This is a genomic window from Deinococcus soli (ex Cha et al. 2016) (genome assembly GCF_001007995.1).
GTDB classification, from domain to species: Bacteria; Deinococcota; Deinococci; order Deinococcales; family Deinococcaceae; genus Deinococcus; species Deinococcus soli.
Window position 1 is genome coordinate 2,650,103 of record NZ_CP011389.1, and the last position, 22,634, is coordinate 2,672,736.

Annotated in this window: 15 protein-coding genes; 10 read left to right on the top strand and 5 right to left on the bottom strand. The window is 71.5% G+C overall.

Annotated features, from left to right (window positions below; translation table 11 throughout):
• The first annotated feature begins 10 nt into the window (after positions 1-10).
• From smpB to SY84_RS12940, 7 genes are all read left to right on the top strand, one after another.
• A complete protein-coding gene (gene smpB, locus SY84_RS12910) occupies positions 11-433 on the top strand; it encodes an SsrA-binding protein SmpB (RefSeq protein WP_046844347.1) in 423 nt (140 codons plus the stop codon).
• Positions 430-1,818, top strand: a complete 1,389-nt coding sequence (locus SY84_RS12915) for an N-acetylmuramoyl-L-alanine amidase (RefSeq protein WP_328512057.1) — start codon at positions 430-432, stop codon at positions 1,816-1,818. Before smpB ends, SY84_RS12915 begins: the two co-directional genes overlap by 4 nt.
• Positions 1,815-2,366: a GerMN domain-containing protein gene (locus SY84_RS12920; protein WP_046844348.1), complete on the top strand. Its 552-nt coding sequence runs from the start codon at positions 1,815-1,817 to the stop codon at positions 2,364-2,366. The genes SY84_RS12915 and SY84_RS12920 overlap by 4 nt, the downstream gene beginning before the upstream one ends.
• 21 nt (positions 2,367-2,387) lie before the next feature.
• The gene (locus tag SY84_RS12925) at positions 2,388-5,714 is read left to right on the top strand and encodes an AAA family ATPase (RefSeq protein ID WP_046844349.1); all 3,327 of its coding nucleotides are present in this window, start codon (positions 2,388-2,390) and stop codon (positions 5,712-5,714) included.
• A gap of 331 nt (positions 5,715-6,045) precedes the next feature.
• The gene (locus SY84_RS16015) at positions 6,046-7,815 is read left to right on the top strand and encodes a hypothetical protein (protein ID WP_052751162.1); all 1,770 of its coding nucleotides are present in this window, start codon (positions 6,046-6,048) and stop codon (positions 7,813-7,815) included.
• Positions 7,816-7,903: 88 nt separating this feature from the next.
• Positions 7,904-8,245 carry a hypothetical protein gene (locus tag SY84_RS12935; RefSeq protein WP_046844350.1) on the top strand — a complete coding sequence of 114 codons (342 nt, stop codon included), beginning with the start codon at positions 7,904-7,906 and terminating at the stop codon, positions 8,243-8,245.
• 107 nt (positions 8,246-8,352) lie between these two features.
• Positions 8,353-8,745 (top strand): hypothetical protein, encoded by a 393-nt coding sequence (locus SY84_RS12940; protein WP_046844351.1) that lies wholly within the window; start codon positions 8,353-8,355, stop codon positions 8,743-8,745.
• A gap of 57 nt (positions 8,746-8,802) precedes the next feature.
• Here SY84_RS12940 and SY84_RS12945 read toward each other — a convergent pair whose 3' ends face one another.
• From SY84_RS12945 to SY84_RS12965, 5 genes are all read right to left on the bottom strand, one after another.
• On the bottom strand, positions 8,803-10,257 hold the full coding sequence (locus SY84_RS12945) for an alpha-amylase family glycosyl hydrolase (RefSeq protein WP_046844352.1): 1,455 nt from the start codon (positions 10,255-10,257) through the stop codon (positions 8,803-8,805).
• Between the two features lie 132 nt (positions 10,258-10,389).
• Positions 10,390-12,885 (bottom strand): phosphoenolpyruvate carboxylase, encoded by a 2,496-nt coding sequence (locus SY84_RS12950; protein WP_046844353.1) that lies wholly within the window; start codon positions 12,883-12,885, stop codon positions 10,390-10,392.
• Positions 12,886-13,039: 154 nt separating this feature from the next.
• Positions 13,040-13,849: a TIGR00282 family metallophosphoesterase gene (locus SY84_RS12955; RefSeq protein WP_046844354.1), complete on the bottom strand. Its 810-nt coding sequence runs from the start codon at positions 13,847-13,849 to the stop codon at positions 13,040-13,042.
• Positions 13,850-13,993: 144 nt separating this feature from the next.
• Complete coding sequence (locus tag SY84_RS12960; RefSeq protein ID WP_046844355.1) at positions 13,994-14,920, bottom strand: hypothetical protein; 927 nt, start codon at positions 14,918-14,920, stop codon at positions 13,994-13,996.
• Entirely contained in the window at positions 14,917-18,423 is a 3,507-nt protein-coding gene (locus tag SY84_RS12965; RefSeq protein ID WP_081424598.1) for an eCIS core domain-containing protein, read from the bottom strand. The genes SY84_RS12960 and SY84_RS12965 overlap by 4 nt, the downstream gene beginning before the upstream one ends.
• A 111-nt stretch (positions 18,424-18,534) precedes the next feature.
• Between SY84_RS12965 and SY84_RS12970 the strand changes: the two genes are divergently transcribed.
• The 3 genes from SY84_RS12970 to SY84_RS12980 all read left to right on the top strand — a co-directional run bounded on the left by SY84_RS12970 (position 18,535) and on the right by SY84_RS12980 (position 22,603).
• Positions 18,535-19,032 (top strand): universal stress protein, encoded by a 498-nt coding sequence (locus SY84_RS12970; RefSeq protein ID WP_046844356.1) that lies wholly within the window; start codon positions 18,535-18,537, stop codon positions 19,030-19,032.
• Between the two features lie 215 nt (positions 19,033-19,247).
• Positions 19,248-21,821, top strand: a complete 2,574-nt coding sequence (locus SY84_RS12975) for a U32 family peptidase (RefSeq protein WP_245621344.1) — start codon at positions 19,248-19,250, stop codon at positions 21,819-21,821.
• Positions 21,822-22,078: 257 nt separating this feature from the next.
• The gene (locus tag SY84_RS12980; protein ID WP_046844357.1) at positions 22,079-22,603 is read left to right on the top strand and encodes a DUF402 domain-containing protein; all 525 of its coding nucleotides are present in this window, start codon (positions 22,079-22,081) and stop codon (positions 22,601-22,603) included.
• Positions 22,604-22,634: the final 31 nt, after the last annotated feature.

Genomic DNA, 22,634 nt, shown 5'->3' on the forward strand with positions numbered 1-22,634 from the left:
GAATGCGCGGGTGTACACGAACCGCCGCGCTCACTACGAGTACGAACTGCTGGAGCGCTTCGAGGCGGGGATCAGCCTGACGGGCAGTGAAGTCAAGAGCATCCGCGCGGGCGGCGTGGACTTCCGCGACGCCTTCGCCCGTCTGAACGGGGGCAACATCGACCTGGAAGGCCTGTACATCCCGACCTACAAGGAAGCGACGTACAACAACCACGAGCCCCGCCGCACCCGCCGCCTGCTCCTGCACCGCGAGGAGATCGGCAAGGTCAGGCGCGGCCTGGAACAGAAAGGCCTGACGCTGGTCCCGACCCGCCTGTACCAGAAGGGGAAGTTCTTCAAGGTGGAAATCGCGCTGGCGCGCGGTAAGAAACTGCACGACAAGCGCCGCGCCGAGGCCGAGAAGACCGTGCGCCGGGAGCTGCGCGAACTGTGACGCGCCTGAAGTTCGGCCTGCCCGGCCGCCGCACCGCCCTGAGCGCCGCCGCCGCCAGCCTGCTCCTGATCGGACTGGCGGGCGCGCAGATTGCCTTCTCCCGCCTGAATCTGGCGGGGCGGGACGTGCAGAGCATCCAGCTGTACGGCGCGGAGTACGCCAGCCAGAGCAACCTCAGCGGCCTGCTGAGCATCACGCAGGACAGCGGTGTGGTCCGCGTGACCGGCCTGGGCCACACCCTGCTGCTCCCCCTGGACGAGGACCAGCAGCGGGCCACCACGGCGTTCAACACCGTGCAACTCGACACGCGGCGCGTGCAGGGGCGCACCGCGACGCTGGTGAACGGCAACCTGTACCTGCCACTGGACACCCTGGCCAGCGGCCTGGGCGCCCAGTACGAGCAGGGCCGGTTCACGCTGACCGCGCCGAAACTGGTCAGCGTCAGCAGCCGCGCCGGGCGCGACACGGACCGCGTCGTGCTGGACCTCAGCCGGGACGTGCCGGTCACCGACGAGCAGCGCGGCGACCGGGTCGTCCTGACGTTGAAAGGCATCCAGGGCGACGCGCGGCGCTACACCACCCGCGGAGCGTTCGTGCCCAGCGCGGAGGTCGCGCGCAGCGGCAGCGACCTGACCGTCACGCTGCCCCTGCCGGCCAGCAGCGGGTACCGGGTGTTCAAGGTCGTGCGGGGCAGCGGCGTGCGTGTCGTCGTGGACGCCGGACCCGGCGTGGCCAGCAGCGCCCCGGAGGTCCTGTCGCGCATCAACTCTCCGCTGATCGTTCTGGATCCCGCCGTGGTGCCCGGCGTGAGCAGCGACGTCACGCTGGAAGTCGCCCGGCAGGCCGCGCAGCTCCTGACCGAGAAGGGCTGGCAGGTGCGCGTCACGCGGGACAGCGGCGCCGGACTGAACCGCGAGGAGGTCCTGACGCTGGCCCGCCAGAGCGACGTGTACCTCGCGCTGGACCTGGGCCGCCTGCCCGGCGCGCGCCGCAGCGGCGTCACCGTGTACGAGCAGACGGGTCGGGCCAGCAGTCAGCTGATCAACGCCCTGCGCGGCGGCAGCAGCGCCCCCTACAGCACCCTGGTCGTGGCCGGGGCGGGCAGCACCCGCCGCCTGGGTGAACTGCTGCGCGGAGAGCTCAAGGGCGGCGGCGTCACCGCCGGGCAGCAGAGCATCAGCCGCGTGCAGAGCCTCGGGGAGGCCCCGCAGGCGGCGCTGCTGCTGGAACTCGGCTGGGCGAACAACGCGCAGGACCTCGCCACGCTGGGCAGCGCCGCCCGGCAGAAGATCCTGTCGGTCGCGGTGGCCCGCTCGGTCGCCACGTACCTGACGGCCCGCGCGAACAACAACGCGAATCTCAGCGCGCCCGGAGGCACCCAGTGAGCGTGCCCCGCAAGCTGTTCTCACCGTTCAACGTGGTGGCTGCCGCGCTGCTCGCCGCGTCCGTGCTGGCCCTACAGGCCGTGCAGCGCACGCCGCCCACCCCCGAGCCGCCCAAACTGGACCTGACCGAACGGCAGACCCTGAAGGTCAAGGTGTACTTCACCGACCCGCAGGTGCAGACCCTCAAGGCCGAGACCCGCACGGTGCAGGTGTCGCGCACGAACACCCGTTCGGTCGCGCAGGCCGCCGTGGACGTCTGGGCGCGCGGCCCGTACGACAAGAGCTTCCTGGGTGTCGTACCCACCGGCACACCCGCCCCGAAGGTGTATCTGCGCGGCGCGCACTACTACGTGGACCTACCCGACGCGTACACCAAGCTCCGCTACGGTCCCAGCGGTGAGCGGATGCTGCTGTGCACCCTGACCCGCACCCTGATCGAGCAGAAGGGGCAGGACGTGACGTTCCTGGTCAGCGGGCAGAACGTCGAGGCGCTGGGCCGCATGGACCTCACGCAGCCGTTCGCGGCCGGGGACTGCGCCGACCAGTGACGGGCAACCAGTAAGGCCACCATGCTTCAGAGCGTCACCCTGCAGGGTTTCAAGAGTTTCGCCGACCGCACCCGCCTGGAGTTCGGGCCCGGCGTCAGCGCCGTCATCGGCCCGAACGGCAGCGGCAAGAGCAACGTTGTGGAGGCCATCCGCTGGGCCACCCACCAGGCCCGCGCGCGGGACCTGCGCGCCGGGCGCGGCACCGAACTGATCTTCCACGGCAGCGGCGGCAAGGCCCCGCTGGGGCTGGCCGAGGTGCAGCTGGAACTCGTGACGCCCGCCGGGGACCGCGTGAACCTCGCGCGGCGCGTGTACCGCGACGGCACCGGCGAGCAGGACCTGAACGGCCGCGGCGTGCGCGTGCGGGACGTGCAGGGCGCGCTGCGGGGCACCGGCCTGGGCCCCGGCGGGCTGGCCGTGATCGGGCAGGGCGAGGTCAGCGGCGTCGTGCAGGCCGAAGGCAGGACCCTGCTGGGCTACGTGCAGGAGGCCGCCGGGCTGTCCCGCGCCGTCACCGCCCGTCAGGAGACCGAGGCGCGGCTGCGCGAGGCCGACACCCACCTGGACTCGCTGCGGCTGGTGCTGAACGAACGCGAGGCCGCGCTGGAAAGACTGTCGCGCGCCGCGCAGGACGCCCGCACCCACCGCGACCTGAGCGGCCGGGTGCTGACGCTGGAGGACGCCCTGAAACGCGACCGGCAGCTCACCCTGGCGCGCGAGGTCTTCGCTGCCCGCACCGAAGCCGCGGGGCTGGAGGCCCGCAGCGCCGCCCTGGCCGCCGAGGTGCAGGCGGCCGCTACTGCTGTGGACGCCGCGCGAGACGCCGCGCAGGAGGCCCGCGCCCGCCGCGACGCGTACGCCGGGGCGCTCGACACGCTGCGCGCCGCCCGCGACGCCGCCGCGCAGGCGCAGCGCTACCGCGCCCACCTGGACGCCGAACGACAGACCCTGACCGCCGAGCTGGACGCGCTGCCCCGCACGCCGCCCGAACAGCCCGCCCCGGACCTGACCGCGCTGGACGCGGCGCTGACGCAGGCGCGCGCGCAGGCGGACGCCGCCGAACGCCGCGCCCGCACCCTGGACGCCGACCTGACCCGCGCCCGCACCCTGGCCGCCCGCGCCGCCGAGGCCGCCGCCCGTCAGGACGCCAGCCGCGAGACCATCCGCGCCGAGTACGAGCGCGCCCAGGGCAACCTGACCCAGGCCCGTGAAGCGCTGGACGCCGCGCAGGACCGCCTCACACACGCCCGCGCCGCCCGTGAAGCCGCCGAGCGCGCCTACCTGGGCGTCCGCGACGACCGCGAGGCCGCCACGCAGCACGAACGGCATCTGCGCGGCGAACTGGCCCGCGTGAACGCCAGCGTCGCCCCGCTGCGGCGCGAACGCGACCGGCTGGAACAGACCCTGAACTCCTACGCCCGCTACGGCGAGGGCGCCCGCAACGCCCTGCGCCTCGACCACCCGGGCATCGTCGGCTCGGTCGCGGACCTGCTGACCGTCCCCGCCGAGTACGAGGTCGCGCTGGGCGCCGCGCTGGGCCGTCGCCTGGAACAGGTCGTCGTGAACCGCGCGGACGACGCCCGTGAGATCATCGACGAACTGAAGCGCGTGGGCGGACGCGCGACGTTCCTGCCGCTGGACCTCATCCGCGCCCGGCCCCGCCGCGACGGCGCGCTGCTGCGCGAGGACGGCGTGATCGGGAACCTCGCGGACCTGTGCCCCAGCGACCCGCCCCTGGTCGCCGAGAGCATCCTGGCCGACACGATGGTCGTCCGCGACCTGCGCGCCGCGAACCGCATCGCCCGCGCGCACGCCAGTCGCCCCCGCCTCGTCACGCTGGACGGCGAACTCGTCGAACCGGGCGGCGCGATCACCGGGGGCCGCGCCCGCGACACCGGCAGCGGCGTCCTGGGCGACCAGCGCCGCTTCCAGGAACTCGACGCGGAACTCGAAGACGCCGACCGGCAGAGCAGCCGCCTGAGTGCCGAACTGAAGAAGGTCGAGGCGACCCTGGCAGGCAGCGCCGAACGGCACGACACGCTGCTCGCCGCCCGCGAACGCGCCGCGCAGGAGGAGGCGGGCGCGGAGCGCCGCGTGACCGAACTGGGCGCGCAGACCCGCAGCCTCCAGGCGAACCATGACCGCCTCGCGGCCCGCCTGGGTCCCGACGAGGCGGAACCCGAACCCCTGGCCCCCGGCGAGACCCTGCCGGACGTGGACGCCCTGACCGCCAGCCTCCAGACCGCCCGGGAGAGTGCCGAGACGCACCGCGCGCAGGAACGCCACGCGGCCGAGGCGCTGGCCCTGGCGCAGCAGGCGGACGCCGCGTGGCGCGCCTACCGCACCGGCCGCGCCCGCGCCGGGGACCTGCGCGCCCGTCTGGACACCAACGCCACCTCGCTGACTGCCCAGGATGCCCTGCTGGACGCCGCCCGCGCCGAGGTGACCCGCCGCGAGGCTGCTCTGGGCACCCTCGACGAGAACGAGTACGCCCGCGCCGAGTACGCCCGCGAGAAGGCCGCGCAGGACTACGCGAACCTCATCGGCACGCAGAACAGGGCCCGCGCCCGCCTGGACGACCTGCGCCTCCTGATCGCCCGGCGCGAGGGCAGCCTGGAACCCATCCCCGACGGCTGCCTCCCGCCCGGCACGCCCCGCGAGTGGACGGCCGAACTGACCCGCACCCGCGCCGCGCTGGACGCCCTGGGCCCCGTGAACGCCCGCGCCGAGGCCGACCACACCGCCGAGACCGAACTGCTGGATGCCCAGCGCGCCGAACTGCACGACGCGGACGCCGCCGCGCAGGAACTCCGCGCGCACCTGGGTGAACTCCAGGCGGCCGAGGAACACGCCACCCGCGCCGCCTTCGACCGCGTGAACACCGCCTTCCGCGAGTACAGCACCGAACTCCTGGGCGGGCAGGGCGACCTGGAACCCGAAACCGACGACGCGGGCATCCTGCGCGGCCTGCGCCTGGCCGTGCAGCCGCGCGGGAAACGCACCCGCTCCATGACCCTCCTGTCCGCCGGGGAACGCACCATGGCGGGCCTGGGCTTCCTGTTCGCCCTGAACCACGCCGGGGGCGATCTGACCGGGGAGGGGGGCAGCGCCGGGGGCCTCCCCCTGGCCGTCCTGGACGAGGTGGACGCCCCGCTGGACGAGGCGAACATCCGCCGCTTCACCGCGTTCCTGGGGCGCTTCAGCGAACGCGGCGCGCAGTTCCTGCTCGTCACGCACCAGAAAGCCACCATGGAAGTCGCGCACGCCCTGTGGGGCGTCACCACCGACCAGACCGGCGCCAGCCGCGTCCTGAGCATCCGCCAGCACGACGACGCCCGCGCCGGGTAACCCCACCGTCCGACCGTCCAGGGAGCCGCTGTTCACGGGACAGCCGGCCCCCTGCTCCGTGCTGCCGTTCCCAGACCGGGCCGATCATGCCCCGCCTGAATCTGATCACGAGCTGATCACGGCCCCCCCGGCATGCTGACTTCAGACGCCACGGGGACAGCCCACATCCAGCCTCCCGGACGTGTCCAGACCGTTCTCCCCACCGTTCCCTCCACACCACCCAGAGGTTCTCACCTGCCGACACGCTGACCCGAATCCCGCGTGCTGCCGTCCCGCACGCCCCGTCCACCCCGCGCCCCTCCGTCTTCCCGCCTCACCCCGGAGTGAACCCATGACATACCTGAATCTGCCCGTTCTGGCCCTGCCCGTCCTGACCCTGACCGCCCTGCTCGCCGCCTGCGGCGCCCCCATCACCCCCGCCCCGGAGCAGGCCAGACCCGACAGCACCGGCCCCGAGCTGACCCGCCCCGCCGACCTGCCCGCCGCACGCGGCGCGGTCCGCAACGTCAGCGCCCTGACCGTCAGCGACGCCTGGCGCGGCACCACCTGGCGCACCCTGAAACAGGGCGAGGGCGTCACCCTGGTCGGCGCCGACGACGCCACCAACGCCGAGAAGGGCGACACGGCCGCCACCGCTGACCTGCCCCTGCTGTGCCTGAACGTGGACGGCCGCCCCGCTCCCAAGGGCGTGGACAGCTGGGTGGGCGGCGAGGTGCGACTCAGCCCCGCCGTGAACGGCACCAGCCTGACCTCCCGCAAGGTGGCCGACCTGCTGTGCGCCACCGAGTTCGGCGGCGGCTGGCGCGTGGCGGGCACCCGCGACGGCACCGGCTGGCAACTGCTCGCCGCCGGGCAGACCGACCCGGACACCCGCTTCTGGGTGGCCGCCGAGGACGCCCCCGCCAACCCCTGGAACAGCGACGGGGAACGCCCGGACGCCGTGATTCCCGACACCACCCACGTCCTGGGCGCCGAGGACCGAGCCGGACTGCTCAGGGCCAGCGAGGACGGGCGCGTCCTGGTATTCCGCAGTGGCGCCCCCATCCTGCGCACCCTGAAAGAGGGCATGGCCCTCGTCAGCCGCCCCGCCGACGCCGCGCCCGCCGGACTGCTGGGCCGCGTGAAGGCCCTGGAACGCGGCGCGGACACCACCACCGTGTACACCAGCGAAGTCTCACTGGAGGAGATCATCCAGGACGGCGCGCTGGACGCCGCCGTGAAACTCGACTCCAGCATGATCGACTTCGAGAAGTCCGGCAGCGCCATCCGAATGCAGGAGAAGAGCCTAGGCGCCCAGCGGACCTTCAACTTCTTCAGCTTCAGCCGCAACCCTTTCTGCCTGTACGACCACGCCGCCCGGTCCCTGGGCTGCGACGACGGGCAGGCGTCCGGACTGCGCAGCCGCGTCCCCGCCACGAACTACGTCACCCTGGACGGCCAGCTCAGCGCCCGCGCCGACGCCTTCGTGAACGTGAACATCAGCTGGTTCCGCCTCCAGCACTTCGATGCGGGCGTGCAGCTCAGCGAGAGTGCGCGTGCCACCCTGTTCGCCAAGGGCTCGTACATGTGGAACGTCAACCGCGACCTCACACAGTGGCAGGTGGTGTTCAGCCCCATCACGTTCACCATCGGCCCCGTCCCGGTCGTGATCACGCCCATCCTCGTGCCCACCGTCGGCACGAACGGCCAGATCACCGCCACCCTCCGCTACGAGGCCAGCCAGTCCTTCACCGGCCGGTACGGCGTCGAATACAACCGCGGCAGCGGCTGGCGCGGCATCAACACCAACACCTGGACGTTCAGCGCCCCGCCCGCCCCGACCGCCACCGCCAGCGCGCAGGTCAGCGCGTACCTGGGCGCCAAGGGCATCCTCGCCCTGTACAGCGCGTCCGCCAGTGGTCCGCAGGTCTTCGTGCACGCCAAACCCTTCGTGGAAGGGCAGGCCAGCGGCACCTTCGGCCCCGGCCAGACCAGCTACAGCCTGTGCGCCTACGCCGGGGTGCGCGTGGACGCCGGGGCAGCCCTCCCACTCGTCAGCAGCGCCCCCTGGCAGGCCCAGGTCCTGAACTGGCGTCAGCGGATCTACTCGCACAACTGCTGAACCCTAGTTGCGCGGCGGCCTGCTCCCCTGCGGGGCGGGCCGCGCATCTGTGATCTCACCGGGCGGCGCCGCCCGGTACACTCCGGGCATGACCACGCAGACGCGCGCCGCTCAAGTCGGCCGGATTCTCCTGTTCGGCCTGGGCGCCGGTCTGGGCACGGCCGCGCTGTGCGTCCTGATCAACGCACTTCTGGCGGGCGGTCTGACCCGCGCGGGTGCGGCCACCGCCCTGGGCTGGGGCGGCCTGATCCTGACGTTCCTGGCCGGGGCGATCATCTACTCGCAGAACGGTCAGCGCCAGATCGAGACCGGCATGCGTGCCCGCCTGGGCGAGGCCTACCGCGCGCCAGGACTGCCCTGGGCGCAGATCCTCACCGCCCTGATCGGCGGCGGGGTGCTGTTCCTCGGGCAGTTCGCGCTGATCCGCTGACCGGCCTGCTGCTGACCGGCCTGCTGCTGACTGGCCTGCCGCACCCCCTGCCGGACTGCGCCATTCGTGGGATGGCCCGCCGGGCCCTGTGCGTGGCATGCTGGGGTATGGACATCACGCCGACCAATTCCACGCCGCAGGAGGCGCTCAGCGCGTTCCTGACGCACTGGCAGGGCGGGCAGTACCACGCGATGGCCCTGGCGCTGCCCGCGCGCCTGTTTCCCACGCGGCGGCGCAGCGTGCGGCAGGTGCGCCGCGCTTACCCCGGCACCCTGAGCGGGTTCAGCATCCTGTCCGCACGGGACACCGACCCGGCCGCGACGAGCGTGGACGTGCAGGTGCTGTGGCGCCAGCGGGGCGGGCTGGAACTGGGCCGCGTGCGCTACCGCATGGTGTACGTGGACGACCGCGACCAGCCCATCGCCCGGCACCACCCGGGCGGGCAGTGGAAGCCGTTCGCGACGTACACCCTGCCGGTGCCCCGGCCCCTGCGGGCGTAACGAGCGTGGAGGAGAGGGGGCGGGTCCGCGCAGGTCCGCCCTCTCTCTGTGGCCGGGTTACTGCATGCGGAAGGCGGCGGCGTCCCGCGCGGGGAGGCTGAGGTGCAGGTACCCGCCGCTGACGCTGACCTTGGCGTCCTGCCCGGCGAACAGCGAGGGCGTGGCGGCCAGCGCGGCCCAGTTCACGCCCAGGGCGCTCAGTTTCAGGGAGTACGTGCGGCGCGCGTTGCCGCTGTGCCAGGCGGCCAGGACGGTCTGGCCGTTCAGTTCGCGGGTGAACAGCAGCAGCTGCCCGCTGACGCGGTCGGGGGTGGGCAGCAGGGTCTGCGCGCCGCTACTCAGGGCCGGGCTGGCCTTGCGCGCGGCGATGGCGGCCTGCGTGGCGCCGAACACGGCGCGCTCGGCCGGGGTCCACCCGTCCTCGAAGCGCATATCGCGGCGGTTGTCGGGATCGTTGCCGCCGCGCATGGCGATCTCGGTGCCCTGCCAGATGACGGGCACGCCGCGCAGGGTCATCAGGGCGCGCAGGCCGTAGCGGGTGCGCTCCTGACCCACGTCCTCGAACAGGCTGCCCTGCGCGAAGCGCGGCACGTCGTGGTTGTCGAGGAACAGCGCCACCTCGCCCGGGCGCGGCAGTTCACCCTGGCGGGCGAGCACCTGACGGACGGCGTCCAGGCTACCCTCGCCCATCACGCTGGTTTTCATGGCGTCCTGCAGGCTGAACAGGAACAGGCTGTCGAAGCCCGCCTTCTGCCAGTCCGCGACGGTGCCGGTATCCGCGCCGAACCACTCGCCCAGCGTCCAGGTGCCCGCCTGGCGGTCGGCGGCCAGCAGGTCGTTCAGGAAGGGCCGCTCGACGTGCTTGATCGCGTCGTAGCGGAAGGCGTTCACGCCCTGTTCGCGCCAGAAGTTTGCGTTCCCGAGCAGGAGGTCGCGCACCTGCGGGTTGCTCTGGCGCAGGTCCGGCAGGCCCGACAGGGGGCAGTCCACGTCCTTGTTTTGAGTCGCGTCGCACTGCGCCTGGGTGTTGAACCAGTCCTTGCGCAGGCGCACGGCGGCCGCCTCGTACCCGTAGTGGTTGATGACCTGATCGAGCACGACGCGCATCCCGGCGCCCTGCGCAGCCTTCACGAACGTCCCGAAGTCCGCCAGCGTCCCGAAGTGCGGGTCCACGTTCCGGAAGTCCGCCGGCCAGTACCCGTGGTACCCGGCGGTGCCGAACGAGTTCGTGGCCTGCTGCTGGTACACCGGCGTGAGCCACACCGACGTTGCCCCCAGCTTCTGGATGTACGCGAGTTTCTGCGTGAGGCCCGGCAGGTCCCCGCCGTGCCAGGCGCGTGGGTCGTCGCGGTTCACGCCCTGGTTGTTCGCGGGATTCCCGTCGAAGAAGCGGTCGGGCATGACCTGATAGATCACCTGCCCCTCGAAGGTGGGGATGGGCAGGGCCGTCTGCGCGCCCGAACCGCCCGCCAGGGAGGTCAGCAGCGCGCCCAGCAGGGCGTAATGACGCATGCTGACATGGTATCGCTTCCAGCTGTGGGGAGGATGGTGGCTGGGTAATGGGTGATAGAAGGTGTCCCACCCGGTCTCCACGCACGGGAAAGGGGAGAGGTCGCCCCCTCCCCACGTTGCCCGGTCCAGCCGTCAGCCGGTGTTGCGCACGCCCGCCGCGATGCCCTGGATGCTCAGGAGCAGGGGACGCTCGAACTCGTCCAGACCGCCGTCCTTGCCGCGGCTGCGGCGCAGGAGTTCCACCTGAATGCGGTGAATCGGGTCAATGTACGGGTTGCGCAGGCTGATGCTTTCTCTCAGGCGCGGCTCGTTCGCCATGAGTTCGGCACCCACCACGTCCTGCACCAGCGCGACCGTGCGGGCGTAGGCGTCCTTGAGGTGCGTGGCGAGCGGGTGCGCGTCCCCTTCGGGCAGCAGACGCAGGTACTCGTCGAAGATCAGCGGGTCGCTCTTGGCGAGACTCATCTGCGCGTTGTCGAGCACCGTGCGGAAGAACGGCCACGTGGCGTACATCTCGCGGGCGGTCTCCACGCCGATCTCCTGCAGGCCCTCGCAGAGCCCGTACCAGCCGGGGAGGTTGGCGCGGTTCTGCGTCCAGCTCATCACCCACGGAATGGCGCGCAGGTTGCCCAGCGTGGGCGCGCCGGGGCGGCGCACCGGACGGGAGGCGATGTTCAGGCGGGCGATCTCGTGGATGGGCGTGACGTGCTCGAAGAACGGCAGGAACGCCGGGTCGTCCACCAGCGCGCGGTACGCGCGGGCGCTGCTCGCGGCGGCGCGGGTCATGGCGTCCGTCCAGGCGGGATTCAGCTCTCCGGCCGGGCGCGCGGCGGACAGCAGCAGCCCGTACAGCGCCTGTTCCAGGTTGCGCCGCGCCAGGACCGGGTGGCTGTACTTGTCGGCCAGCGCCTCGCCCTGCTCGGTGATGCGCAGCCCCGCGTCGATGGTCCCGGCAGGCTGCCCGAGGATGGCGCGGCTGGCCGGACCACCGCCACGGCCGATGCTGGTGCCGCGCCCGTGGAAGAAGCGCCAGCGCACCCCGGCGCGGCGGCACACGTCACTGATCTGCCGCTGCGCCTCGTGCAGCGCCCAGTTCGCCGCGAGGAACCCCGTGTCCTTGTTGCTGTCGCTGTAGCCCAGCATGATCTCCTGCACGTCGTCGCCCAGCACCGCGCGGTACTCGGGCAGCGAGAGCAGTTCCCACACGACCTGCGGCGCGCGCTGGAGGTCGTCCAGCGTCTCGAACAGCGGGACCGGCAGAATGCGCAGGCCCACCTCTCGCGCCAGGATCAGCGGTTCGAGCACGTCGCTGACCGACTCGGCCATGCTGATCACGTACCGGCCGAACGCGCGCGGCCCGGCGCGGCGCACCGCGTCCCGTACCTCGCGGATCGGGCCGACCGCCGTCTCCAGGGTGTCGGGCAGCCCCTCCCCGGCAGGCCACAGCGGACGGCGCGAGCGCAGCTCCCGGATCAGCAGTTCCTGCTTGGCATGCTCGGGCAGCGCGGCGTAATCGGCCTCCACGCCCGCGGCGCGCAGCAGCTCCGCGACCGCCGCGCCCGTCTGCGCGCTGTGCTCGCGCACGTCCAGGCTCACGAGGTGCTGCCCGAATACCCGCGCGACCGTCAGCAGCGGCGACAGCAGCTGCTCTGCCGTGCGCCGCTGCCCGTCGCGGATCAGGCGGGCCTCCAGGGCCTCCAGGTGGCCCACCAGATCCAGCGTCTGCCCGTCCTGCACGGCGTCGAACAGGCTCTGAAGCTCCTCGCGGTACGCCTCCTCGCCCTCGTCCTCCTGACTCAGGTCCGCGAACGCCTGCCGGATCAGACCCAGCAGCACCTCGCGCGCCCGTTCGCCGTGCAGTGCCAGCGTCTCGCGCGTCGCCTGCGGCGTCACGAACGGATTCCCGTCGCGGTCCCCGCCCATCCACGACGAGAAGCTCAGCGGCAGCGTCGCCGCCGTGTCCCGCCCGAACACCTCCCGGAACGCCGCGTGCAGGTCCCGCTGCAAGGCCGGGAGGGCCTGCGCGATGCTCGACACGTACGTCAGGCCGCCCTTCACCTCGTCCAGCACGGTGGGTTTCAGGCGGCGCAGTTCCGGCGTGCGCCACAGCGCCTCCACGTGCGCGGCGATCCCGGCCGCCTCCGGCCCGTCCACGCCCCCATCACTGAGGGTCGGAATGGCGCGCGCCACCTGCTCCAGGTGACGGCGCACCGTGCGGCGACGCATCTCGGTCGGGTGCGCCGTGAACGTCAGGCCCAGATCCAGCCTTGCGAGCAGCGCCTCGACCTCTTCAGCCGTGAGGCCCTGCGCGCGGAGTTCCTGCATCGCCTGCGCCAGACTCTGCGGCCGCACCCCACCCGACGCGGCCAGCACCCGCACCCGCTCGTACTCCTCGGCCAGGTTCACCAGCTGGAAGTACCACGTGAACGCCCGCGCCAGGTTCCCCGCGTCCGGACCGGACAGCCCGGCCAGCATCGCGCGCAACTCCGCGTCGCTGCCCCCGGCGCGCACCTCGCGCACCAGGGCGCGCGTGCGCTCCACCAGCTCGAAGAACGCCTCGCCCTCCTGTTCCTTCAGCACCTGCCCCAGCGTGCGGCCCAGCAGGTTCACATCACTCCGAATGCTCATGCTCACTCCCTTCAACCGGCAGGGAAGCGATCCCGGCAGCGGTTCCTGCGTTGCGCCAGCGGGAGGACAGCACTCCCACCGGCTTCACTCCAGACCGATGCCCACTGCGGGTACTCGCCTCGCTCGGGTCAGCTCTCTCTCCGGAAGGACACCGTCAAGAGAGCTGACCACCGCTCTCCTGCCCTTCCACGTAACGGTACCGTTCAATCCCCACGGCCCGGTTGCTCTCTATCTGGACAAAGACGCCGTTCAGTTCCGCCGGGCCGTCCGCCGCGCCGTAGCGGTGCGGCCGCTCGGTCACGAAGCGCTCGATCGGCCCGTGCGGATCACTGCCGATGATCGACTCGAACGGCCCGGTGAACCCCGCGTCCGCCTGGAACGCCGTGCCGCCCGGCAGGATCCGCGTGTCCGCTGTCGGGACGTGCGTGTGCGTGCCGATCACCGCCGCCACCCGCCCGTCCAGGTACCGCGCCATGCCCTGCTTCTCACTGGTCGCCTCGGCGTGGAAATCCACGAACACGCTGCCCAGATCGTCGCGTTCCAGCAGCGTGTCCATCGCGCGGAAGGGGTTGTCCACCGCCTCCATGAACACCCGGCCCAGCAGGTTCACGACCGTCAACCGCTCGGTGCCCTGCGCGGTCTTCACGTCGAAGCTGCGCCAGCCCACCCCCGGCGTGCCCGGATCGCTGTAGTTCAGGGGCCGCACGATCGGGTACGTGCCCTCGTCCTGCATGAGCACGTACACGTCCTTGTGATGCCACGCGTGATTCCCCAGCGTCATGCAGTGCGCCCCGGCCTTCAACGCCCCGTCCGCCCCCTCACGGTGCAGGCCGAAGCCCCCCGCCGCGTTCTCCATGTTCACCACGATGAAATCCGACTTCGACCGCAGGGACGGCAGGTGCGTGCCCAGCACCCGCCGCCCCGCTGCCGCGAACACGTCCCCTACAAACAGCAACCTGATCATTCGGTCAGACTAGCGCGGGGTACACCAGGAATCCCGCGCGCGGCACCTGAGGGGCGCGCCCCCCGCCCTGCGGCAACCGACCGGACTCTGCGGGGGTCCATCTTCTGGCGGTGCCCGCTCGGGTCGGCGCCTGCGCGCTAACGGTTATGGAACGGTCTTCACCCAGGCGCTGGCGCGCCGTCCGGTCAGGACCAGTTCCCGTTCGTTCACGGGCACGATGTCTGAGGCGCGCACGGCAGGCCGGACGGTCGCCCAGCTCACGCCGTCCGCGCTCCAGCGCAGTTGCCGGTCATCGTCGAGGTAACTCAGTCCTCCCATCACCTCCGCGACGGTACCGAGGTCCGTGGCCATGGGGATTGTCGTCAGGGCGGACGGTGCCGACACCGGGGCGATCTGGTTGCGGAAGCGCACGACTGTCCCCGAGGCGAGCGGATGCAGGGCCACCGGGCGCTGGACACCCGTCACGGCGTGGGAGGCTCCAGCGGCCTGCACCTCGAACACGGCCCGGCCTTCCTCGAGATCCTGAACCACGGCGTGACCACCCCGGTCGAAGGTGAGGATCCCCGGCTGCCCGGTGACGGTCCGGACACGGTCCGGCCGGGCCTGGTGCAGCCCCGTGGCGTCGCTGTACGTCAACGCGTCGCCGTCGACCTCCCAGTGGGTGAGGTTCCTGGCCTCACCGGGCAGGTGCTCTCCTGCCTCACCCAGGACGAACCGGGTCAGTGGCGGCGTCTGATCCAGGACCAGGGCCTGATCGTTGAGTGCGCTCAGCCCTGAGGGGTTGTGCAGACGCGCGTCAGGGTGTGGCCTGACCTCCCCAGCAAGGGAGACCGAGGTCAGCATGGGCGGCGCGCCCAGCGGCCGGTCAATGGTCAGCAGGTCACGGCCGATCAGCACGAGCCCCTTGAAGGCCAGCGGACTCTGTGGACCGAACGTGTGCAGGACAGTGATGGCCCCGTCCGTGGCGACGCACGCCACCTCGTCGGCCGTGCGGACGTAGAGTTGCCCGTCGTGGGTCAGTGCGGCCTCGACCAGGCCGAGTTCAAAGGGAATCTGGGTGATGTCAATCATGGTGTCTGGAAGTCCACTCCGGTTTCCTTGTAGGTGATGTCGCCGTCATCGGTGCACGTCCCGATCAGAACTTTCAGCGTGGGGTCATCGAACGTGCTCGCCAGACTGGACCACGTCAGGGCGTAGTCGTCGGTCAGACCCGTGAGTGCGGACGCAACGACGGTCGTGTCGAGCACATCGTGCAGGATGTTGTGCGCCGTGTCGGCAATCCGGGCCTTCCCGACCGCCGCGATGAGGTTCCTGGCGCTGTTTCCGCCACCCAGGTACAACGATACGGCGTGGTGGATCTCCCCGGACAGTCCTGTGAGGGTGGCGTCCATGGCGGTCCTGGCGTGCTCCGCGTACTTTGTGATCTTCTGCGATGAATCGCGCACGAGCAGGTGAGGTCCGGCCTTGAGCTTTCTGGGAATTTCAGTCCATTTCACGTAGAAGAGCGGTTGATCCGCGATTTTGCTGAACACCAGCTGGGCCAGTTTCTCCATCTCGGCTTCGAGAAGCGCGCGGTCCGCGCCGAGGGCTGGCCGCGAGGCGAGCAGCGTTTTCTCCATGGCGTTCTCAAGTCGGTCGAGGATGCTCCGTGTGGACCGGCCGCTCTCCTGCCAGGTGCGCCGCAACGTGAGGGTGGTGTTCCCGGTGACATCCGGAAGGCAGCTCAGCTTCCGGCCACCCGTGGCGAACACCGCCGTCCAGTTCGCGGGTGCGGCCGCTTTGGCTTTCTGGAGTTCAGCCTGAACGTCAATCCGCGCCCCGAGTTTTTTCGCGCCGTCCTCCCAGCCGTGCGAGGCGAACCATTCGTACCGGGCGTGTTCACCCTGGTTCACGTGCGCGATCACCTTCCTGAAGATCCGGTGTTTCTGCTGGAGCTCTTTCGCCACGCGCTTGGCGGCATTCTTCGGGAGAACGCCCTTCACCGTGTACTTCGCTTCCAGGGCCGGGATGTCGTCCAAGCCTGCACGGACCGCCCGATCATGTTCCCTGGCATTGATGGGCCGAGTGCCGGGCGCTGTTCCGGAAGGGCGCCCGATCAGCCTCCTGATCCGCGTCACGGCCTTGTCGAGCAGGGCGTCGAGTTTTCCCCGTACTTTCCCGATCACCGCCTTGATCTTCGTGCCGATGCTGCCCAGGCCCAGCACCTTGCCCAGGAAGCCCAGCGCGACGGGAATGCTGCGCGCCAGGGTACCCTCCACGCCGCTGATGGCCGCGCTGAGGTTCCCGGCGGCAATCGCGCCGACGCTCTGAACGGCGCTGGTGACGACCCCCATGATCTGCTGACCCTGCTGCACGACGAACTGCACGCTGCGGAACGCGCCCAGCAGCGCCTGCACGAAGCCCCCTCCGGGAATGAGCAGGCTGGCGACCTTCGTGATGCCCGCCATGACGACACTTTTCGTGACTTCGCTTTTCAGGCCGCTGACGACCTCGCCGCTGATGGGCGCCTGGTTGGTCTTGAGTTCCTCGGCCCTGTGCAGGCCGCTGCGAAGGGTCTTGAGGGTGTCCAGCGTCCCTTCGGCGGCGCTGACCTGCCGCTCGCCGTTGGGGCCCAGGGCCCGCACGAGGCGCCCGCGCAGCCCTTGATACGTGAGGCCCATGACGCTCAGCGCAGTGAGGAACACGCCCTGCAGGTCCAGCCGGGCGGGGAAGGTGATGCCGCTGGCCCCGGTGAGCCACTGCCCCAGGCCGTTCTGGAGGTGTTTCGGGGCGTTCCCGGCGAAGCGGGAGAAGCCGCCCTTGAGGGCCCCCAGGAGGTTGCGGGCGAACCCGGCGGGGTTCTTCAGGACCTGCATGATCAGGTCCCCGCCCCGGCGCAGCTGCGCGACGACCTGCTGCCCGACCGGGCCGAGTCCGGCGGCCAGGGCGGTCAGGCCGATCTCGGCAATCTTGCGCGCACTGCCCGTGATGAGGCTCTTCAGGCCGCTGATCCGCCGGGTCACGGCGGACTTCGCGGCCCCCAGGTCGGCCCTGCCGATGGCAGACGCGATCTCGCCGGGCGCGCCGCCCAGATCGAGTTTGCCCAGCTCCCCCTTGAACCACGTCCACGCCTTGGGAATGGCCTGGGTTTCCTTCAGCGCTTTCAGGATGTCCTTCAGCGGCCCCGGCACCCAGCCGGTCAGCGCGTCCAGAATCGCATCGGGGTTGGCGGCCAGGGCCTTGCCCGTCACGAGGTTCTTCCCGAACGCCATGCACAGTTCACGGTAGCCGGGCAGGACGGTCAGCGCCCCGGCGATCAGTTCCTTGCCCTTGTCGGCCACGGCACTGACGCCCTCTTTGACCTTGTCGGCGGCCCAGCTGAACGGGTTGCCCCAGCGCTGCACCGCCTGCGGTTGCAGGTCGTGCAGTGGTTTGAGGCTGAGTCTCTGCACGGCTCCGGTCTGCGCGCGGCTCAGCGCGGCCCCCGGGGTGTACACGCCGGGCGTGTGGGGGCTGGCGGGGAAGAGGCTGTTCGGGCTGGGTATGACCCGCGCGAGTCTGGCGCCCATGGTCCGGGCTTCGGCTTCCAGTCCGGCGTCCGGGTCGATGCCCCGCCCGACGCGGCCCTGGCTCTGCTGCACCGTGTGCGTCACCTCGTGCGCCAGCAACTCCAGCCCGCCCCGCGTGTTCGGGTCGAACCGCCCCGACTGGAAGAAGATGTCCGTCCCTGTCGTGAACGCCAGCGCATTCACGCCCTTGGCCAACTTGTCCGCTTCCGCATCGTCGTGAATCCGTACGCGGCTCAGGTCATGGTTCAATCCCTGCTCCAGATGCCGCCGGATCGCCTCCGGCAGCGGGTTCCCCGCGCCCCGCCGGGCCTGAATGCGTTGCAGGACAGGCTGGGTCGCCTCGGCATCCAGCCCGGCCAGCTGGCGTTGCAAGGCTGCATGGGTGTCGAAGTTCAGCGCCGCCTGCTCCCGCGCCATCTGGCGTTGCCGCGCCTCATCCGTCGCCCGTTGGAGGGGCACTCGCTCGGCCGGGGGGACCAGGCCCAGGACCACGCGGGAGACCGGGGCGCTCAGGGCGTGGCGCTGCAGCGTGGCGAGGTGCTCGCCGTACGTGGCGTAGCGGGCGGCGGGGTCACCGCGGTCCGCGCGGAAGCCCTGCCCCAGCGACTGGGCGACCTGGCGTTGCAGGGTCTGGAACTCGCCGAAGGCGCGGGTATCCAGACGCTGACCGTCCACACCTTCGGCGCGGTGGCGCATCACGGTGACCCAGTCGGACGGCGTGACGGGCTTCGCGGGGACGGGTAGATCGGCGCGCCGCTGGACGGGGGCGACGTCACCCAAGGCGGCGACCTGCTGCTGGACGGCCGCACGCGCGCCGGACAGGCGGGCCTCCTCCTGCCGCTGGAGCGTGGCGGCGCGCAGGACAGGCTGGGCAGCCTGACCCTGCGCGCGGGTGGGCGTGCTCAGGAACCGCTGCAAGGGCGCGGCGAGTGTGGAGACGGGGGTGGTGGGGACGGGAGCGGCGGGGGTGGAGACGTGGGAGGGACGAACCTTCACGGTGCGCTGGATCGTGAGGGGAGCGCTCATGTGCCGCAGCGTACCGCGCAGCTGGGCGGCGGGTCAGTTTTTCTGACCATCGCCCACACCGTAATGCGTCCGTAACTGCCCGGGCGCACCGTGTGGGCAGGAGGTCATGCCATGACACACATTCTGGTCACGACGGACGGCAGTGAACTCGGTCACCTCGCCCTGCCCCACGCGCGGGCGCTGGCGGACGCGCTGCACGCAGGGCTGACGGTGCTGAGCGTCGTGCTGGACGACACGATGCTGGTGGGGGAGTTCGCGTACATCCCGCCCGTGAGCGGGCCGGACGAGCGGGCGCGCGTGCAGGCGACCGAGGCGGATCTCGCCGAGCGGCTCCCGGGCGCGGCGGTGCGGGCCGAACTGGCACGCGGGCGGCACACCACGCGGGCTATCCTGGACGTCGCTGCGGAACTGAAACCGGACCTGATCGTCATGGGCACGCACGGGCGCAGCGGAGTGGTGCGTGCGCTGCTGGGCAGCGTGGCGGAGGGGGTGGCGCATCACGCGCCCGCGCCGGTGCTGCTGGTGCGCGCCGGGCAGCCCGTGACCGCCTGGGCGGTGCCGGGGGCGCTGGACGTCCCGGCGGGCCTGCCGAGCGGCCCGGTCGCCTGATACGGACTGCCGTTTGTTTCGCCCTCCACCCGGACCTTCACCGGGTTGCCCACTCCACGCCCGGAACCCGTTTCGCTCCTGCTCGCTCTGCTCGCGTCAAAAGGTTTTGCAAACCTTTCAACCGGAGGCCATATGAACTCCCTGGGGGTGGCCCGCGTGCCGGGGGGGACGCGGGTCACCGTCTGTTGCCCGGCGGGCGGGTAGACTGGCGCGTTATGGCGGCGGTCAGGAAACCAGAAGTGATGAGCCCGGTGGGCGGTGAGGCGCAGCTGCGCGCCGCAGTGGAGGCCGGCGCGGACGCCGTGTTCTTCGGCGTGAATCCCGCGCGTGGCGAGGGCCGTGCGGACGGGGCGGGCTTCCACGCCCGCGCCAAGGTGGGCTTCGATCTGGAGGCCCTGCCGGACATCATGGGGGGCCTGCATGCGCGCGGCGTGCTGGGCTTCGTCACGTTCAACGTGCTCGTGTTCGACCGGGAGCTGCGGCAGGCCGAGCGGCAGTTGATGGCCCTGGCGGAGGCCGGGGTGGACGCGCTGATCGTGCAGGATCACGGCGTGGCGCGACTGGCGCACGAGATCTGCCCGGACCTGCCCATTCACGGCAGCACGCAGATGAGCATCACGTCCGCCGAGGGCGCCGAACTCGCGCGGCGCTTCGGGGCGAGCCGCGTGGTGCTGGGCCGCGAGCTGAGCCTGCGCGACATCGAGCGCATCAAGAACGCGACCGACATCGAACTGGAGACGTTCGTGCACGGCGCGCTGTGCGTCAGCTACTCCGGGCAGTGCTTTTCCAGTGAGGCGTGGGGTGGGCGCAGCGCGAACCGCGGGCAGTGCGCGCAGGCCTGCCGCCTCCCGTACGAGCTGTTCGTGGACGGCCTTCCCCGCGACCTGGGCGACGCCCGCTACCTGCTCTCGCCGGGCGACCTGTACGCGCTGCATCAGGTGCCGGATCTCGTGCGGATCGGCGTGGACTGCCTGAAGATCGAGGGCCGCTACAAGGACGCCGAGTTCGTCGCCCTGACCACCGCCGCGTACCGCCGGGCCGTGGACGAGGCCTGGGCGGGCCTCCCGCTGAGCGTCACCGCGCAGGAGGAACGCGACCTGGAGCAGGTGTACTCGCGCGGGCTGGGGCCGCACTTCATGGCGGGCACCAACCACCAGACCGTCGTGCGCGGCCGCGCGCCCCGGCACCGCGGCGTGCGCGTGGGCACCGTGCGCGGCGTGACCGAACGCGGCGTGCTCGTCGAACTGAGCGAGGTCGTGAAACCCGGCGACGGGCTGGTGTTCGACCCCGCGAACTGGCGCACTCCTGAGGGGCGCGAGGAGGGGGGCTTCCTGTACGGCCTGTGGCAGGACGGCCGCCAGCTGGAGGGCGCGGCGCTGGACGACGTGCGCGCGGGCGGCCTGTACGAGCTGCGCTTCGGGCGCGGCGCGGTGGACGGCCGCCGCGTGCGCGAGGGTGACCCGGTGTGGCGCACCCAGGACCCCACCCTGGCCGCCCGCGTGAAACCGCTGGTGGAGGCCGCCGACCCGCTGCACACCCGCCCGGTGGACGCGCACTTCGTCGGGCACGTGGGCCAGCCGCCCGCGCTGACCCTGACCGACGGGCAGGGCCGCAGCGTGACCGTCACGCTGCCCGAACCGCTCTCCGAGGCCCGCAACCGCGCGCTGGACGAGGCGGGCCTGCGCGAGCAGCTGGGGAAACTGGGCGGCACCCCATACCACCTCGGGACCCTCAGCACCGACCTTCAGGGGGCGGGCTTCCTGCCGGTCAGTGCCCTGAACGCCCTGCGCCGCGAGGCCGCCGCCGCCCTGACCGACGCCCGCGCCGCCGCGCCCGAGCGCACGGTCACCCCGCGCCTGGACGACGCGCTGGCCGCCCTGACCCGCCCGCAGGCCCCCGCGCCCGCCCAGGTGCGTCTGCACGCGCTGGTCCGCACGCCCGAACAGCTGGACGCCGCGCTTGCTGCCCGGCCCGACTCGGTCACGCTGGACTACCTGGAACTGTACGGCCTGAAACCCAGCGTGGAACGCGTCCGGGCCGCCGGGATCCCCGTGCGGGTCGCCAGCCCCCGCATCCTGAAACCCACCGAGCAGAACCTCCAGAAGTTCCTCGAATCCCTGGACGCGGGCATCCTGGTCCGCAGCGGCGGCCTGCTGGAAGGCCTGCACGAGGCCGGGACGACCGCAGAACTGACGGGGGATTTCAGCCTGAACGCCGCGAACGTCCTGACCACCCGCGCGCTGCTGGACCTGGGCCTGACCCGCCTGACGCCCACGTTCGACCTGAACGCGCAGCAGATCACCGAACTGGCCGGGCTGGTGGGCGGCGCGGCGCTGGAACCCGTCGCGTACGGGCACCTGCCGGTCTTCCACACCGAGCACTGCGTGTTCTGCCGCTTCCTGAGCAGCGGCACGGACTACACGAACTGCGGGCACCCCTGCGAGTCGCACCGCGTGGCCCTGCGGGATGAACGGGGCCGCGCGCACCCGGTCATGGCGGACGTCGGCTGCCGCAACACCGTGTTCGAGGGCCGCCCCCAGGTGGCCGCTGCGCACCTGCGGGACTGGCAGGCGGCGGGCATCCGCGACCTCCGGGTGGAATTCGTGCACGAGACGCCCGAGCAGGTCCGCGAGGTCATCGCCGCGCACCGCGCGTACCTGCAGGGGGACCTGACCACCGCGCAGCTCCAGGCGGCGCTGGACGATCAGGTGGACCAGGGCACCACCGAGGGCAGCCTGTTCGTCCCGAACGACTTCGGGCTGCTGGACGCCCTGCCCATTCTCAGCTGATCCTGCCTCGGGTTGAACGGTTTTACACACCGTTCAATCCGGGCGGATGCGGGCATGAGCCGAGCGGGTTCCGGGCGTGGAATGGGCCACCCGGTAAAGTTCCGGGTGATCAACGAACGGCATCCGTATAACCCGGTGTCTGAGCCAGGCAGAGAAAAACCGTGCCCCTTCCGCCCCTGGAATGCCCCCTGCCGGGGGCGTTTTCCTGGTCTGGGTGTTTTCTCACGTACGCGACGCAGGGCTGTGTACGCTGGGTCATGGCGACCCTGGCGCACCCGGTGAAGGTGGAACGGCACGATGTGCCGGGTCGGCAGCATCACACGAACACCGGGGTGCGACCGGTGCACACGTACCACCGCACGCCGCACGGCCTGTACGTCGCGCGGACCTTCGCGGGCCACCCGCGCATCCGGCACTGGCAGGCGCACCTGCTGCCCGAACTGAACCTCGTGGCGTGCCGGTATGACTTCCACGGGCGGCGCGAGCACGACTACTACCTGGACGTGGCGACCATCACCGACGCGGGGGACGTGTGGGAGGTGCGGGACCTGTACCTGGACCTGATCGTGCATGACGGCCTGATGGCCGAGATCGTGGATACGGACGAACTCGTGGCGTCGCGTGCCGAGGGGCTGATCGGGGAGGGCGAGGCGCTGCGGGCCGTGCAGGTCGCGCACGACACGCTGTCCGGGCTGGCCCGCGCCCGCTACAGCCTGAACGACTGGCTGGCGACGCGCGGCGTGCGGCTGCACTGGCACGAGTGGAGTCTGCTCAGCCGCTGACCTGCGGCCACCCCACGCCGCTCCGTCCACT